This is a genomic window from Achromobacter sp. Root83, from assembly GCF_001428845.1.
Taxonomy (GTDB): domain Bacteria; phylum Pseudomonadota; class Gammaproteobacteria; order Burkholderiales; family Burkholderiaceae_B; genus Achromobacter.
In genome coordinates this window covers 556,287-572,405 of the sequence record NZ_LMIU01000012.1, presented here as the reverse complement: position 1 = coordinate 572,405, position 16,119 = coordinate 556,287, and the positions used below count along the sequence as shown (strand labels likewise).

The window sequence follows — 16,119 nt, the reverse complement described above, 5'->3', positions numbered from 1 at the left end:
CGGTATCCGTGACGATGCGTGCCGGCTGGCCGGCGCGAAGGTCAAGTTACCATATAGCCGCCATCCACCGGCATGACCACGCCCGTCATGAAGGCCGCGGCCGGCGAGCACAGAAACACCACGGCCTGCGCGACATCGGCGGGCGTGCCCCACCGCTTGAGCGGCGTGCGCTCCAGGATGCGCGACGACCGCGCGGGATCGTTCTGCAGCGCTTCGGTGAGCTTCGTGGCAATCCATCCTGGCGCCACCGCATTCACGCGGATCTCCGCATCCGCATAGGCGATGGCAAGCGATTTCGTCAACTGCGCCACCCCGCCCTTGCTGGCGCTGTAGGCCGGCACCAGCCCTCCCCCGAAAAAACTGAGCATCGACGCGGTATTGACGATGCAGCCCCTGGACTGCGCCAGCAGCGGCCGCAACGCCTCGCAGACGCGCATGGTGCCGGTGAGATTGATGTCCAGCACGCGCTCGAACACGGGCAGCTTGAACTCTTCCTGGCGGAAGATGACGCCGGCGCAGTTGACCAGGATATCGACGCGGTCAAGCCCCGCCGCGAAACGCGCCACCGCGTCCGCCTGCGTGACGTCCAGCTCCGCCAGCTCGACGCCCGCCGGGGGCGCTTCGTCCGCCGCCAGTCCGACGGCGTGGACCCGCGCGCCCAGGCGCGCGAGCGCATCGGCGATTGCCCGCCCCATGCCCTGCGTCCCGCCCGTCACTACCGCGGCCTTGCCCTTGAACAGCCCTGCTTGAAAACTCATGTCGGCTCCCTGGTGTAGCGATTGAATGTCTGCTCAACGGACGAACTGATCGGCGTAGCCCGCGCCCAGTCCCACGCTTTCGTAGTGCTTCCTGCACATCTCAAGCTTGGTGAATACATCTTCGTAGCCGGTATGGCGGCCCTCGCTGTCGCAGTAGTACATGACGCCATTGACCTGGAACATGGTGATCATCTCTTCCACATCCTCCGGCACATACAGCGTGTGGGTTTCGCCCGGCGGCTCGAAGACATAGCTGCCTTCGCGCGCGATCCAGTCATGTTCAAGATAGCGCCACGACCCCTTGATGACGTAGCCATGCACCGCCTGCGGATGCCGGTGACAGCTAAGCACACCCGACCTGCGCACGCGCAGCAGGTTCATCCAATATCCTTGGGACACGTTCAGGCACAGGGGCCTGAACCACACGTTCTCGGCCTGCGGCACCCACACGCGTTCGTCGTCCGGAATCACTTGCGGCACCACGATGTCGGGCAGCGCTTCCTTCGGATTGGGGTAACGGTAAGGCGTGGGCACGGCGTTCTCGTGAGTCATGGCGGTCCTGCTCGGTGGGGTGGGGGCGTGGCGCCAGAGGTTTACTTGATGCTCAGGGTCTTCAGGATTTCGGCGTAATCGGCGGTTTCGGCCGCCATCTTTTTCTCGAAGGCCTCACCGTCGGCGTAGACGTAGCCAAGGTTCTGCGCCTTGATCGCCGAGATCAGTTGCGGATCCTGCGCAACCTTTTCGAATATCTGCTTGAGCTTGGCGACCGCGGCGGGCGGCATGTCCTTCGGGCCGGCGATACCGCGCCAGGTGCCATAGGCCACGTCGATGCCCTTCTCCCTGGCCGTGGGCACGTCCGCGAAATCCGGCACGCGTTTGTCGCTCATCAGGACCAGCAGGCGCATCTTGCCAGCGCGCACGTACTCGGCCGCTTCCGCCGGGCTGGTGGCCACCGCATCGAGCTGGCCGCCAAGCAGGTTCAACAAGGCGGGGCCCGACCCGGGAAAGGGAATGTGGGTGAACCGGGTATCCGACTTGACCTCGAACGCGCTCAGCGCGACGTCGTAGATCGAGCCCGTGCCCGAGGTGCCGACGTTCAGGGCCGCGGGCGACTTCTTGGCCGAGGCCATGAAGTCCTCAATGGTCTTGTACGGCGAATTGGCGGGCACCACGATCGCGGCCGGATCGGCATTCAGTTGCACCAGCGGCGTGTAGTCCTTGTAGGTGTGGTCGAACAGGCCGAGCAGAGGCAGGATGACGAACTCGGCGGTGACCACGGTCAGCGTATGGCCTTCGTTCTTGTTGTTCAGCACGTAGTTCCAGCCCACCGCGCCGCCCGCGCCCGACTTGTTGAGCACCACCATGCCTTTCGGGAAATACGGGGCGGACACCTTGGCGAACGTGCGCGCCACGGCGTCGGTGCCCCCGCCCGGCTGGAACGGCACCACCAGCGTCACCGGCTGGCTAGGGTAGTTGTCCGCCGCCAGCAACTGCGCCGGCACCGCGGCCGCCGCGCTGGCGAATGCCAGGCCGGCCACCATCAAGCGTTGTCTCATCAACATCCTTGTCTCCTTTGTCGAGGACGTGGTTTTCTGTAGAAACACGTTCCATGCTTTTGACGGTAGACGGCCGAACTCAAGCAATATCCACAATGTGGACATTTGTCTACGAAAAATCAGAGTAAAGGATTTGTCCCGCTCTGTCACTTGGCAATTACGGAAGGAAGACGCGGCGCGCGACGTGGAGTAGGCAAAAAAAAACCGACGGGCAAGGCCGTCGGCTTTGGACACGCGCGGCACGGCGGCCGCTTGCGGTTTACCAGGCCACGATCTTGCCCGGGTTCAGGATGTTGTTCGGATCAAACGCATGCTTCAGGCTGCGCATCAGATCCAGGGCGTCCTCGCCGTGCTCTTCCGCCATGAACTGCATCTTGTGCAGGCCCACGCCGTGTTCGCCCGTGCAGGTGCCGTCCGCCGCGATGGCCCGGCGCACCAGATTGTGGTTGATGGTTTCCGACTCCTGCCATTCCTGGGCGCTGTCGGCGTCCAGCAGCATCAGCACATGGAAATTGCCATCGCCCACGTGTCCCACGATCGTATAGGGGAAGCTCGCCCGGTCCAGTTCCTCGACGGTGTCGCGCACGCAATCGGCCAGTCGCGAGATCGGCACGCAGACGTCGGTGGTGCTGGCGCGGCAACCGGGGCGTAATTGCAAGCCCGCGAAGTAGGCGTTGTGGCGCGCCGTCCAGAGCCGGCTGCGGTCTTCGGGGCGTTCGGCCCATTCGAAATCCATGCCGCCATGTTCCGCGGTGATCGCCTGGACGGTCTCCGCCTGCTCCTGGACGCCCGCGGGGCTGCCGTGAAACTCAAACACCAGCAAGGGGGTTTCGCGCAGGGTCAGCTTGCTGTGCAGGTTCACGGCGCGCACGCTGGCGGCGTCCATGAATTCCACGCGGGCGATGGGCACGCCCATCTGGATGATTTCGATCACGCTCTGGACCGCCGAGTCCAGCGTGGGAAAGTTGCAGACCGCGGCCGACACGGCCTCGGGCTGCGGATACAGCCGCACCGTGACTTCGGTGATGATACCCAGGGTGCCTTCGCTGCCCACGAAGATGCGCGTCAGGTCATAGCCGGCCGACGATTTGCGCGCGCGGCCCGCGGTGCGGATGATGCGGCCATCCGCCGTGACGACGGTGAGCGACATGACGTTTTCGCGCATCGTGCCATAGCGCACGGCGTTGGTGCCGGAGGCCCGCGTGGCCGCCATGCCGCCCAGGCTGGCATCGGCGCCCGGATCGATCGGAAAGAACAGGCCAGTGCTTCGGATTTCTTCGTTGAGCTGCTTGCGCAGCACGCCCGCCTGCACGGTGGCGGTCAGGTCTTCGGCGTTGATGGCCAGGACCTTGTTCATCTGCGACAGGTCGAGGCTGATGCCGCCCTGGATCGCAAGTATGTGGCCTTCCAGCGACGAGCCCGCGCCGTAGGGAATCAAGGGAACGCGGTGCTCATTGCAGATCTTGGCGATCGCCGCCACTTCGTCGGTCGTGTGCGCGAAGACCACGGCGTCGGGCAGCATGGCCGGATACGGCGATTCATCGCGGCCGTGGTGTTCGCACACGGCGGCGGACTCGGACAGGCGGTCGCCGAAGCGTGCGCGCAAGGCATCCAGACAGGCGGCCGGCACCGCGCGGCGCAACGTTTCGGCGTGCAAGGGAGCGTTCATGATCAGCGTGTTCTCGGGTTCGGTAATCCAAATATTCTACGCCGCCGCGCATGCTGCACCGCAAACCGCCCCAGGCAGGCGATTCGCGGTGCATCGGGCCGTCACTTGCCGGAGGTCAACGCGACGCGGCGGCGTTCACGCACGGCATGGGCCAGGCGCTCCAGCACGGCCACCGACGCATCCCAATCGATGCAGCCGTCGGTGATGCTTTGCCCATAGACCAGCGGCTGCCCCGGCACCATGTCCTGGCGGCCGCCCAGCAGGTGGCTTTCCACCATGACGCCCACCAGGCGGGTATCGCCCGCTTCCATCTGGCGCGCGACGTCCTCGACGACCAGCGTCTGGTTCTCGGGCTTCTTGCTGCTGTTGGCGTGGCTGGCGTCGACCATGATGCGTTGAGCCAGACCGGCCTTGGACACGTCCTGGCATGCCGCGTCCACGCTGGCCGCGTCGTAGTTCGGCGTTTTGCCGCCGCGCAGGATGACGTGGCAGTCCTCGTTGCCGGCCGTCGACACAATGGCGGAATGCCCGCCCTTGGTCACCGACAGGAAATGGTGCGGCTGCGACGCCGCCTTGATCGCGTCCACCGCGATCTTCACATTGCCATCCGTCCCATTCTTGAACCCCACCGGACACGACAGGCCCGAGGCCAGTTCGCGATGCACCTGGCTTTCCGTCGTGCGTGCCCCGATCGCCCCCCAGGAGACCAGATCCGCGATGTACTGCGGCGTAATCATGTCCAGGAATTCGCAGCCCGCCGGCAGTCCCAGGCTGTTGATGTCCAGCAGCAGTTCGCGGGCCACGCGCACGCCCTTGTTGATATCGAAGCTGCCGTCCAGATCCGGATCGTTGATCAGCCCCTTCCAGCCCACCGTGGTGCGCGGCTTCTCGAAGTACACGCGCATCACGATTTCAAGGTCGGCGCTGAGCCGGTCGCGAACGGGCTTGAGGCGCTTGGCGTATTCGACGGCGGCGCGCGTGTCATGGATGGAGCACGGCCCGATCACGACGATCATGCGGTCGTCCATGCCGTGCAGGATGCGGTGCATGCCTTGCCGGGCGGCGAACACGGTGTCGGACGCCTCTTTGGTGCAGGCGAACTCGCGCATCACATGCGAGGGCGGGTTCAGTTCCTTGATTTCTCGAATGCGAAGGTCATCGGTATTGTGCGACACGGTACTGCTCCTGGGTTGCCCGCCACGGGGGTTGGTCCGACGGCACAAAAAAAGCCGCCAGTTCGCTGGCGGCTTTTTTGGGGGGATTCTTTCCAAACTTCAGATTGAGCGCGTCCCTTCCTCCGCCAGCGGCTTCAGAAAACCATAAAAATAAAAATAAAAGGCGGGGGACGCGAATTTCATGGGGATTGACTCTAGCACAGTTTTTTAGGGCCGTCACGCCGGTTTTGCCGGCGGGACGGCCCCCGGAACGCCTCAGGCCGTTCCGCCGACCGTCAGGCCTTCCATGCGCACCGTTGGCATGCCCACGCCGACAGGCACGCTCTGGCCATCCTTGCCGCACGTGCCCACGCCGGAATCCAGTTGCAGGTCATTGCCGATCATGGTGACCCGGTTCATGGCGTCGGGACCGTTGCCGATCAAGGTGGCGCCCTTGACCGGATAGGTCACCTTGCCGTCCTCGATCATGTAGGCCTCGGAGGCCGAAAACACGAACTTGCCGTTGGTGATGTCGACCTGGCCGCCGCCAAAGTTGACCGCGTACAGCCCGCGCTTGACGGACGCCACGATTTCTTCGGCGGGCTTGTCGCCAGCCAGCATGTACGTGTTGGTCATGCGCGGCATGGGCAGATGCGCGAAGGATTCCCGGCGGCCGTTGCCCGTCGCGGCGGTTTTCATGAGGCGGGCGTTCAGGGTGTCCTGCATGTAGCCGCGCAGGATGCCGTCTTCGATCAGCACATTGCGCTGCGTGGCATTGCCTTCGTCGTCGATATTGAGCGAACCGCGGCGGTCGGGGATGGTGCCGTCGTCCACTACCGTGACACCCTTGGACGCCACGCGTTCTCCGATCCGGCCGGAAAACACGCTGGAACCCTTGCGGTTGAAATCGCCTTCCAGGCCGTGGCCGACGGCTTCGTGCAGCAGAATGCCGGGCCAACCCGAACCCAGCACCACGGTCATCTCGCCCGCCGGCGCGGGACGCGCCTCCAGGTTGACCATGGCCTCATGGACGGCGCGCTCGACGTAGCCTTGCAGCATCTCGTCCGTGAAGTACGCCAGTCCCAGGCGTCCGCCACCGCCCGCGTGGCCCATCTCGCGGCGGCCATTGCGTTCGGCGATCACGGTCAGCGACAGGCGAACCAGCGGGCGCACGTCAGCGGCCAGGCGGCCATCGCTGCCGGCGACCAGCACCACGTCATATTCGGCCCCCAAACCCGCCATGACCTGAATCACGTGCGGATCGCGTGCCCGCGCCATGCGCTCGACGCGTTCCAGCAGCGCCACCTTTTCGGGGGCGCTCAGCGTGGCCACGGGGTCGATATCGGCGTAGAGGCTACGGCCGATCTCGGCTTCGACCTGGGCGGCGACCTTCACCTTGCCGGCGCCGCGGCGGGCGATGCCGCGCACCGCATGCGCGGACGACAGCAGGGCTTCGGCCGACAACGAATCGGAATAGGCAAAGGCGGTTTTCTCGCCGCTCACGGCGCGCACGCCGACGCCTTGGCTGATCGAGAAACTGCCCGTCTTGACGATGCCCTCTTCGAGGCTCCAGCCTTCGCTGCGCGTGTACTGAAAGTACAAGTCGGCGTAGTCGACCTTGTGGGTGAAGATTTCACCCAGCGCCCGCGCCATGTCCGCTTCGGTCAGCCCCCAAGGGTCTAGCAAAAGGGATTTGGCGGTGGCCAGGGATGCAATAGCGGGATCGATGATTTTCATAGGCTCTATTCAGGGGCGGCGGCGCGGCCGCGCACGCGCGCGATGACGCTCAAGACCGTATCGTAACGCCGACATGCCCCCGCCGTCCCGAACGCCGCCAAAAGATGGGGCACCCGGCTGCGGGAGGCGCAAGGACTAAATGACCGGATTATTCGGAAAGGAATAGATGGGGACGGAATATTGGGTATCAAGTTAACCTCCTGGGGGTTGGGCGATGGCGGCCGCGGAAGTCGTCATACAACCTGACAAGAAAATGAAATCTTCGGCAAGCCGCGACGCCCGAGCCCTCCATATCATTCTCGAAGGTTGAGAAGCACAAAATGCATGGCGGCTTTGAACACGCCGATTTAGTTCAAGGCGCGTCATCACCCCGAGCGGCGAAAGCGCCCTCCGGAGGCGGCACATCGAATATCGGCCGGCTGCACCGATTCCCGAGCGCGGCGGGCCGCAAAGCCGCCTGCCTGCTCGCTCCACGAAACAAAGGAGGGGTTGTCCGGCAGGCCCCAACAGCCCATTCGGCCGCTATGCGAATCAAGCAAGCGGATGTTTCCGGTTGTCCCAAATTTGAGAATAACCATCCCAATACTTGCTCACTGCGGCCGACCACAAGCGAAATCGCTATACCGCTCTTTTGATACAAAGTAATTAGTCCGAAAATAGCGAAGTCAAGGCGTAACTTCTGTATTATGCGAAGCACAACAAATAAACATAACTTCGCCGGCGATTAAAGCAGTTCCATAATCAGGAATAAACCATGGCCCGAGAAACATACGCAGCTCTGCAAGCAAAGATCGAAAAGGAAATCAACAAGCTCCAGAAGAAGGCTGAGGTCCTACAAACGAAGCGCCGCAAGCCCGTGATCACCTCGATCATCACTTCGATGCGCGAGTACGACATCACCCCTGAAGAGATCATCGCAGCCTTCGGTGCCGGCAAGCCCGCCCGCGCCGCCACCGGCACCGGCACGCGCCGCAAGGCCGGCGCCCCCGCCCGCGCCGCCAACGCTGCCAAACGCGCGGTGGCGCCGAAGTATCGCCACCCCCAAACCGGGGAAACCTGGAGCGGTCGCGGCAAGGCGCCGCGCTGGCTGGCCGCCGAAGAAGCCTCGGGCGCCACGCGCGAGAGCTTTCTTATCAAAGAATAAAACCTATTCTTCAGTAAGAAACAAAACGGCGCACCAATTTGGTGCGCCGTTTTTATTTAACGAAGTTGGCTCCGGACGCTGTCCGGCTCATCGCAGCGGGAATTGAATCTCGCGTTCCGAGCCATTATTCCCCGGGAAATTGTCAAATATTGCTCGGACCAGAAAGGGCATGGTCCGAATGAAATCGTCACTCTCGCTCAGTATGAAAGCGGTCGAGCGGTATACCTCCGCGCCCCCTTGCTGGGTATCGCGGATGTGCAGGGTAAGGGAATTCCGCTGAACCACCATCGGCACATCCACCCAGTCCGGCCCCCAGAAACCCGCGCCCATCCCCCACGGCCGCGGTCCGTAGAATCCGCCATATCCGCCGTAAAAGAACGGATCGTAAGGACGGCGCACCATTACCTGGGTCTGCGAGGAACCATGGCGGAACGACACATCGAAGCGGCCCTTGACGCCTTGCTTGGCCTCGATCAATCCGGTCGCGCCGATGCCGGCCCGCACCATATCCTGGAAGGACTGGTGTTCGAGATTATTGATTTGCGACGGATCCGCCGGGACGAACTGGTAGGTCTGCCCTTCGACGCCCGCCGGCCATTGCTGAAATGAGGTCACTCTTGCCGACACGGTGGGGGCCGCGCAACCCGTCAACGTCAGCACCCCGAGCACGGCCAATATACCGGCCCAACGGCCCACACTGCTGAACAAAGACGGTTTGGACATTTTTGCAACTCCTCGTGTGCGACGGCGCCCATCATACTGACCTTTGACATGCCCGCTTGCCAAAAGTTTACGGCTAGCCCGTAAGCCCCAGGGCGAGCCCAGCAGCCAGCCACTACAATAGACCCCTCGTTCCCACAGGACTGCAATCCCATGCGCACCGAAACGCCCGTTACTGTATACCGCAAGGATTACCAGCCCTACCCCTACGACATTCCCGAAGTCGCTCTCGCCTTCGATCTTGCGCCCGACGCGACCGAAGTTCGTTGCACGATGCGAGTGCAGCGCAAGGCCGGAGCCAGCGCCGACGCCGCCTTGATCCTGGACGGAGAAGACCTGGAACTCGTCTCGGTAGGCGTGAATGGCGCGGCGCTGTCCGCCGACAGCTACCACCTGTCCGATCACAGTCTTGCGCTGCAGGGCCTGCCGGCCGATGCCACGGTCGAGATCGTCAGCCGCTGCAAGCCGTCCGCCAATTCCACGCTGATGGGACTGTACGTGTCAGGCGGCAATTTCTTCACGCAATGCGAGGCGGAAGGCTTCCGGCGCATTACGTGGTTCGCCGATCGGCCCGACGTCATGTCCCGCTACCGCGTCACCCTGCGTGCGCAGCCGGCTTATCCCGTCTTGCTGTCCAACGGCAACTTGATCGCTACGCGCCAATTGCCGGATGGCCGCAACGAGGTGGAATGGGAAGACCCGTTCCCCAAGCCCTGCTACCTATTCGCGCTGGTGGCGGGCAACCTGACACACCGCGAAACCACCGTCAAGACGGCAAGCGGGCGCGACGTGCTGCTGCAGGTCTACAGCGATCCCGGCTCCGAAACCAAGACCGAGTGGGCGCTGGATTCGCTGGTGCGGGCCTTGCGCTGGGATGAAACCCGCTTCGGGCTGGAGCTGGACCTTGACCGCTTCATGATCGTGGCCGTCCATGACTTCAACATGGGCGCCATGGAGAACAAGGGCCTGAATATCTTCAACGCGGCCTACGTGCTGGCCGATGCGGACACCGCCACGGACGCCAACTACGAAGGCATCGAGTCCGTCATTGGACACGAGTACTTCCACAACTGGACCGGCAACCGCATCACCTGCCGCGACTGGTTCCAGCTAAGCCTGAAGGAAGGCCTGACCGTCTTCCGCGATCAGGAATTCAGCGCGGACATGATGGCGCACGGCATGGACGCCACCGCGGCGGCCAGCGCCCGCGCCGTCAAGCGCATCGACGACGTGGTGGCGCTGCGCGCCGCCCAGTTCCCGGAAGATGCGGGTCCCATGGCGCACCCGATCCGTCCGGAAAGCTACCAGGAAATCGGCAACTTCTATACGGCCACCGTGTACGAGAAAGGCGCCGAAGTCATCCGCATGCAGCACACGTTGCTGGGCGAGGCGGGTTTCCGCGCCGGCATGGACGAATACTTCCGCCGCCACGATGGCCAGGCCGTGACTTGCGACGACTTCGTCGACGCCATGGAGTCTGTCTACGTGCGCCAGCAGCCCGGCCGCGACCTGTCCGTGTTCCGCCGCTGGTACCGCCAGGCGGGCACGCCGCGCGTCACGGTCAAGCTCGATCACGACGCCGTGGCCCGCCGCTGCACCGTGACCTTGACCCAGGACTGCCAGCCGGTGGGCGTCGAAAGAAAGGCCGGCGCCGACTACGTCAAGGCGCCCTATCACATCCCCTTCGCCATCGGCCTGCTGGACCGCGACGGCCGCGCCCTGCCCTTGCGCCAAGACGGAGCCGTCACCGAAACGGCTCTGCTGGAACTGACGACGCACAGCCAGCAATGGGTGTTCGACGACATCGCCGACCGTCCCGTGCCGTCGCTGCTGCGCGACTTCTCGGCGCCCGTCATCGTGGGCTACGACTGGACCGACGAGGAACTGGCCCTGCTGTCCGCGCATGACAGCAACCCCTTCGCGCGCTGGGAAGCCGGCCAGGAACTGGCCACCCGCCAGATCCTGGCGCTGGCCCAAGCCCGCCAGGCCGGACGCACGCTGCACGCCGACGCCGCCTTCATCGAAGCATGGCGCGCGCTGCTCACCGACCCGGCGCTGGACGCCGCGTACCGCGCCCGCGCGCTGGCCCTGCCGTCGGAAAAGACCCTGGCTGAACGCATGCAGCAGGTCGACCCGCCCGCGCTGGCCGTGGCCCGCGACTTTCTGCGCGCCGAACTCGGACGTCAGCTCGAAGCCGAGTTCCGCCACGCCTTCGACGACAACCAGACCCCGGGCGAATACAGCCCCGCCCCGGTTCCGGCCGGCAGGCGCGCGCTGAAGAACCTGGCGCTCAGCCACCTGATGGCCGCCGGCGAACAAGAGGCCCAGCGCCTGGCCGAACGGCAGTACGGCCAGGCGGGCAACATGACCGACAGCATGGCCGCGCTGTCCGCCCTGATCAACTACGGGCAGGGCGAGTTTCCGCAGGAAGCGCTAGCGGCGTTCTACGACAAGTGGCGCGACAACCCGCTGGTGGTGGACAAGTGGTTCGCCCTTCAGGCCACCGCCCGCTCGACCACCGTGCAGACCGCGCGCAAACTGATGACGCATCCGGCCTTCACTTTGCGCAACCCGAACCGCGCCCGCGCGCTGATCTTCCAGTTCTGCCTGAACAACGCCCGCGGCATGCACCACCCGGATGGTTCGGGCTACGCCTTCTGGGCTGAACAGGTGCTGGCGCTGGACGCGCTCAACCCGGAAATCGCCGCCCGTCTGGCGCGCGCGCTGGACAACTGGTCGCGCTTCGTACCCGCGTTGCGCACGCCCATGCAGACCGCCCTGCAGCAGGTGCGCCAGCATGATGGCCTGTCGCGCAACGTGCAGGAAATCGTATCCAAGGCTTTAGAATTCGCAGCATAGGGAGACCCTTTTGAAACGCAAAACACTCACTCAGTACCTGGTGGAGCAACAACGCTCCGCCCAAGCCCTCGCCCCGGAAGTGCGACTGCTCATCGAAGTGGTCGCGCGCGCCTGCAAGGCCATCAGCCATGCAGTCAGCAAGGGCGCGCTCGGCGGCGTCCTGGGCAGCCTGGAAAGCGAAAACGTCCAGGGCGAAGTCCAGAAGAAGCTGGACGTGCTGTCCAACGAAATCCTGCTGGAAGCCAATGAATGGGGCGGCCACCTCGCGGCCATGGCCTCGGAAGAGATGGAAACCATCCATCTGATCCCGAACCGCTACCCCAAGGGCGAATACCTGCTGTTGTTCGATCCCCTGGACGGCTCGTCGAACATCGACGTGAACGTGTCCATCGGCACCATCTTCTCGGTGCTGCACGCGCCCCACGACGTATCGGGCGCGCCGGTCTGCGAAGACGACTTCCTGCAGCCGGGCAACAAGCAGGTGGTGGCCGGCTACGCCGTCTATGGCCCGCAGACCATGCTGGTGCTGACCATCGGCAATGGCGTGGTCGGCTTCACTCTGGACCGCGAAATGGGTTCGTGGGTGCTCACGCACGAGAACATCCGCGTGCCGGAAGACACCAAGGAGTTCGCCATCAACATGTCGAACATGCGCCACTGGGCTCCCCCCGTGAAGCGCTACATCGACGACTGCCTGGCCGGTTCGACCGGTCCGTTGGGCAAGGACTTCAACATGCGTTGGATCGCCTCGATGGTGGCGGACGTGCATCGCATCCTGACCCGCGGCGGCATCTTCATGTATCCCTGGGACGCGCGCGAGCCCGGCAAGGCCGGCAAGCTGCGCCTGATGTACGAGGCCAATCCGATGAGCTTCCTGATCGAGCAGGCAGGCGGCGCGTCAATCAACGGCACGCAGCGCATCATGGACATCCAGCCCGACAAGCTGCATCAGCGCGTCAGCGTGATCCTGGGCTCGAAGAACGAAGTCGAGCGCGTGGGCCGCTATCACGCGGAAGACGCCGGCAAGTAAGCCCTTCCGCCCATGCAAAAACCCCGGCCTGGGCCGGGGTTTTTGTTGGGTCAGACACGCGGTGCGCTTACTTGACCTCTTCGATGGACTTCACATCGTCCTTGTTGATCTGAACCTTCTTGCCGTCCTTGTCGTATTCGTACATGTCCGACTTCTTGTTGTATTCGGGTGCGTCGGGCGTCACGGTAGAGGTTCCGTCCCGCTGCTGAATGACCGAGGGCGACGAGCATCCGGCCAGCACCCCAACTCCGGTCACCACCAGGGCCAACGTCATGGTCTTCAGATTCATGGGCGTGTTCTCCGATTGTGAATAGGTGAATTCACTGTATCCGAACCTGGCCCCGAATTCGTGTCGGGTTGTGGGAAAAGTGCATGAGAACGTAATCCGCCCCACCCCCATATGTGAAAAACCCCTCGCGGGCGGCGCCTGCGAGGGGTTGCAACCTTACACAAGCGGCAAGCCGCCTTTACACCTTGGCGTTTGCCTCGATGTATCGGCGCACGGATGCCTGGTCGCAATCCATGGTTTGCACGCGCTGAGGCAACGATTCGAGGTCCGCCAGATTGCCGGGCGGCGTGGCGGGACGGCCAAGCGCCTCTTCGATGGTCTCGGAGAACTTGGCCGGCAAGGCCGTTTCCAGCACCAGCATCGGCACGCCGGACTCGACGAATTCGCGGGCGACTTTCACCCCGTCGGCGGTGTGAGGATCGATCAGCACGCCCGTCTCTTCATACACGGACCGGATCGTCGCGAGGCGGTCGTCGTGCGAGCTGGCGCCAGACACGAAACCATAGCGGGATTCGAACTCCGGCTTCAAATCGGACAGGTCGAACGATCCGTCGCGCGCGACCGCGGCCCACAATTCCTTCACGCGGCCCGCGTCGCGGCCCACCAGGTCGAACACGAAGCGCTCGAAGTTCGAGGCGCGCGAGATGTCCATCGACGGGCTGGACGTTGCGTAAGTCTGCTCGGCCGGGCGCGGGCGGTAGACGCCGCTGCGGAAGAATTCCTCCAGCACGTTGTTCTCGTTCGTGGCCAGCACCAGGCGGCGGATGGGCAGGCCCATGCTGCGCGCGATGTGGCCCGACAGGATGTTGCCGAAGTTGCCCGAGGGCACGGCAAACGAGACCTGCTGGCCCGGCTTGCTGGTGGCGCGCAGCCATCCGTGGAAGTAATACACCACCTGGGCGGCGATGCGGGCCCAGTTGATGGAATTCACCGCGCCGAGCCGGTACTTGCTCTTGAAAGCCAGATCGCCCGCCAGCGCCTTGACGATGTCCTGCGCTTCATCGAACACGCCGCGCACGGCAATGTTGTGGATGTTCTCGTCCTGCAGGGAATACATCTGCGCGCGCTGGAAGGCGCTCATGCGGCCTTGCGGCGACAGCATGAACACCGCCACGCCCTGCTTGCCGCGCAAGGCGTATTCCGCGGCCGAGCCGGTATCGCCGGAGGTGGCCCCCACGATATTCAACGTGGTGCCGCGCTTGGCCAGCACGTATTCGAACACCTGGCCCAGGAACTGCATGGCCATGTCCTTGAAGGCCAGCGTCGGCCCTTCGGACAGGCCGAGCAGCGACAGCCCGCCGTTCAGCGGACGCAGCGGCACGATGTCTTCGCTGTTGAAGATCTGTTGCGTGTAGGCGGCGCGGGTCAGGCGGCGCAGATCGTCCGCGGGAATGTCGGTGGCAAACAGCGACAGCACCTCGAACGCCAGGTCCGCGTACGGCAGGCCCCGCCAGGATTCGAGCGTCTGCTCGGACACCTGGGGCAGCGATTCCGGCACGGCCAGGCCGCCATCGGGCGCCAGGCCTTCGAGCAGGATGTCGGAGAACGTCAGGGCGGCCATGCCGCCGCGGGTAGAGATGTATTTCATGCGAGTTCCTCCGGTATGCGCTGCGCGCCCCGTCCCGGGGCGAGCGCATGCAGTGCTGAATTGTGCAGTCGAGACCCCCGAGCCGCGTGGCACCGGTGCAGCCCAAGCGGGGCCGCCGCGGAGCCGGCTCCGCCGGTCCGCTGGCGGCGCCCCCTTGAGGGGGAAGCGCCGGAGGCACTTCGGGGGTGGATCTTCACGTCAGGTTTTCCACGCGCAGCCGCGTTACCTTGGACCGCACGAAGGGCAAGGACTCGATGCGTTCGATGGCTTGGTTGACGTTGCCTTCCACCGCCTCGTGCGTCAGGAAGATGATGTCCGCGCCGCCGATATGTGAGGGCTGCTGGATCATCGACCCGATGGAGATGGAGCGGTCGGCCAGAATGCGGGCGATGTCCGCCAGCACGCCGGGTTGATCGTCCACGCGCAGGCGCAGGTAGTAAGAGGTGCTGACCAGTTCGATCGGCAGGATCGGCGTATCCGACATGGCGTCCGGCTGGAAGGCCAGGTGCGGCACGCGATTGCCCGGATCCGCGGTATGCAGGCGGGTCACGTCCACCAGGTCGGCCACGACAGCCGAGGCGGTGGGCTCTTCGCCCGCGCCTTGCCCGTAGTACAGCGTGGGACCGACGGCGTCGCCCTTGACCAGCACGGCGTTCATCGCGCCTTCGACGTTGGCCAGCAGGCGCTCGGACGGCACCAGCGCCGGATGCACGCGCAGCTCGATGCCATCGGGACGGCGCTTGGTGATGCCCAGCAGCTTGATGCGGTAGCCCAGGCGCTCGGCGTGTTCGATGTCTTCGGCCGCCAGTTGCGAAATGCCTTCGATGTAGGCGCGATCGAACTGCACCGGCACGCCGAAGGCCAGCGAGGCCAGCAAGGTCAGCTTGTGCGCGGCATCCACGCCCTCCACGTCGAATGTGGGATCGGCTTCGGCGTAGCCCAGGCGCTGCGCCTCGGCCAGCACCTCGGCGAACGGCAGGCCGCGCGACCGCATTTCGGACAGGATGAAGTTGGTGGTGCCATTGATGATGCCGGCCACCCACTGGATGCGGTTGGCCGTCAGGCCTTCGCGGATCGCCTTGATGATGGGGATGCCGCCGGCGACGGCGGCTTCGAACGTCACCATCACGCCGCGTTCGGACGCCGCGGCGAAGATCTCGTTGCCGTGCTTGGCCAGCAACGCCTTGTTGGCGGTCACCACGTGCTTGCCGTTGGCGATTGCTTCCAGCACCAGTTCGAGCGCCAGCGTGTCGCCGCCGATCAGTTCGACGACGATGTCGATCTCGGGATCGCGCACCAGTCCGTGCACGTCGGTGTCGACGTGGATCGAGTCGCCCACGCGCGAGCGCGCCTTGGCGACGTCGCGCACGGCGGCGCGGGTGACCTCGATGCGGCGGCCGGCGCGGCGCGCGATTTCCTCGGCGTTGCGGGACAGCACGGTCCATGTGCCGCCACCAACCACGCCAAGACCCAGCAGGCCCACCTTCATGGGATTCATCGCGCCGCCCTCTGCGGGCGGGCGTTGAGGGGAATTCATTTCAGTTCTCCATAATGCTGTGTGATGCTGCGCAGCACCCCCGACGCAAGATAGCGGTCACCCCTTATCGGGACGCCG

13 protein-coding genes are annotated in these 16,119 nt (G+C 64.4%); 3 read left to right on the top strand and 10 right to left on the bottom strand.

From position 1 onward, the window contains the following. Nucleotides 1-41: 41 nt before the first annotated feature. From ASE30_RS15015 to tldD, 6 genes are all read right to left on the bottom strand, one after another. A complete protein-coding gene (locus ASE30_RS15015; RefSeq protein ID WP_057285080.1) occupies nt 42-758 on the bottom strand; it encodes an SDR family NAD(P)-dependent oxidoreductase in 717 nt (238 codons plus the stop codon). A 33-nt stretch (nt 759-791) separates the two neighbouring features. After that, the gene (locus ASE30_RS15010) at nt 792-1,310 is read right to left on the bottom strand and encodes a 2,4'-dihydroxyacetophenone dioxygenase family protein (RefSeq protein WP_057285079.1); all 519 of its coding nucleotides are present in this window, start codon (nt 1,308-1,310) and stop codon (nt 792-794) included. A gap of 41 nt (nt 1,311-1,351) precedes the next feature. Then, complete coding sequence (locus ASE30_RS15005) at nt 1,352-2,314, bottom strand: tripartite tricarboxylate transporter substrate binding protein (protein WP_235515264.1); 963 nt, start codon at nt 2,312-2,314, stop codon at nt 1,352-1,354. Between the two features lie 259 nt (nt 2,315-2,573). After that, entirely contained in the window at nt 2,574-3,983 is a 1,410-nt protein-coding gene (locus tag ASE30_RS15000; protein WP_057285077.1) for an FAD-binding oxidoreductase, read from the bottom strand. Nucleotides 3,984-4,084: 101 nt separating this feature from the next. Continuing rightward, complete coding sequence (aroG, locus tag ASE30_RS14995) at nt 4,085-5,158, bottom strand: 3-deoxy-7-phosphoheptulonate synthase AroG (protein WP_057285076.1); 1,074 nt, start codon at nt 5,156-5,158, stop codon at nt 4,085-4,087. A gap of 255 nt (nt 5,159-5,413) precedes the next feature. Next, nucleotides 5,414-6,874 carry a metalloprotease TldD gene (gene tldD, locus ASE30_RS14990; RefSeq protein ID WP_057285075.1) on the bottom strand — a complete coding sequence of 487 codons (1,461 nt, stop codon included), beginning with the start codon at nt 6,872-6,874 and terminating at the stop codon, nt 5,414-5,416. 754 nt (nt 6,875-7,628) lie between these two features. Here tldD and ASE30_RS14985 point away from each other — a divergent pair. Continuing rightward, nucleotides 7,629-8,018 carry an H-NS family nucleoid-associated regulatory protein gene (locus ASE30_RS14985; RefSeq protein ID WP_057285074.1) on the top strand — a complete coding sequence of 130 codons (390 nt, stop codon included), beginning with the start codon at nt 7,629-7,631 and terminating at the stop codon, nt 8,016-8,018. Nucleotides 8,019-8,105: 87 nt separating this feature from the next. Here ASE30_RS14985 and ASE30_RS14980 read toward each other — a convergent pair whose 3' ends face one another. Then, nucleotides 8,106-8,741: a DUF4136 domain-containing protein gene (locus ASE30_RS14980; protein ID WP_057285073.1), complete on the bottom strand. Its 636-nt coding sequence runs from the start codon at nt 8,739-8,741 to the stop codon at nt 8,106-8,108. A gap of 150 nt (nt 8,742-8,891) precedes the next feature. Between ASE30_RS14980 and pepN the strand changes: the two genes are divergently transcribed. Both pepN and ASE30_RS14970 read left to right on the top strand, forming a co-directional pair. Then, entirely contained in the window at nt 8,892-11,597 is a 2,706-nt protein-coding gene (gene pepN, locus ASE30_RS14975) for an aminopeptidase N (RefSeq protein ID WP_057285072.1), read from the top strand. Nucleotides 11,598-11,607: 10 nt separating this feature from the next. Beyond that, on the top strand, nt 11,608-12,627 hold the full coding sequence (locus ASE30_RS14970) for a class 1 fructose-bisphosphatase (RefSeq protein WP_057285071.1): 1,020 nt from the start codon (nt 11,608-11,610) through the stop codon (nt 12,625-12,627). A gap of 67 nt (nt 12,628-12,694) precedes the next feature. Here ASE30_RS14970 and ASE30_RS14965 read toward each other — a convergent pair whose 3' ends face one another. From ASE30_RS14965 to ASE30_RS14955, 3 genes are all read right to left on the bottom strand, one after another. After that, on the bottom strand, nt 12,695-12,916 hold the full coding sequence (locus ASE30_RS14965; RefSeq protein ID WP_057285070.1) for a YgdI/YgdR family lipoprotein: 222 nt from the start codon (nt 12,914-12,916) through the stop codon (nt 12,695-12,697). 178 nt (nt 12,917-13,094) lie between these two features. Then, the gene (gene thrC, locus ASE30_RS14960) at nt 13,095-14,504 is read right to left on the bottom strand and encodes a threonine synthase (RefSeq protein WP_057285069.1); all 1,410 of its coding nucleotides are present in this window, start codon (nt 14,502-14,504) and stop codon (nt 13,095-13,097) included. A 193-nt stretch (nt 14,505-14,697) separates the two neighbouring features. After that, nucleotides 14,698-16,002: a homoserine dehydrogenase gene (locus tag ASE30_RS14955; RefSeq protein WP_057285068.1), complete on the bottom strand. Its 1,305-nt coding sequence runs from the start codon at nt 16,000-16,002 to the stop codon at nt 14,698-14,700. Between the last annotated feature and the right edge of the window lie 117 nt (nt 16,003-16,119).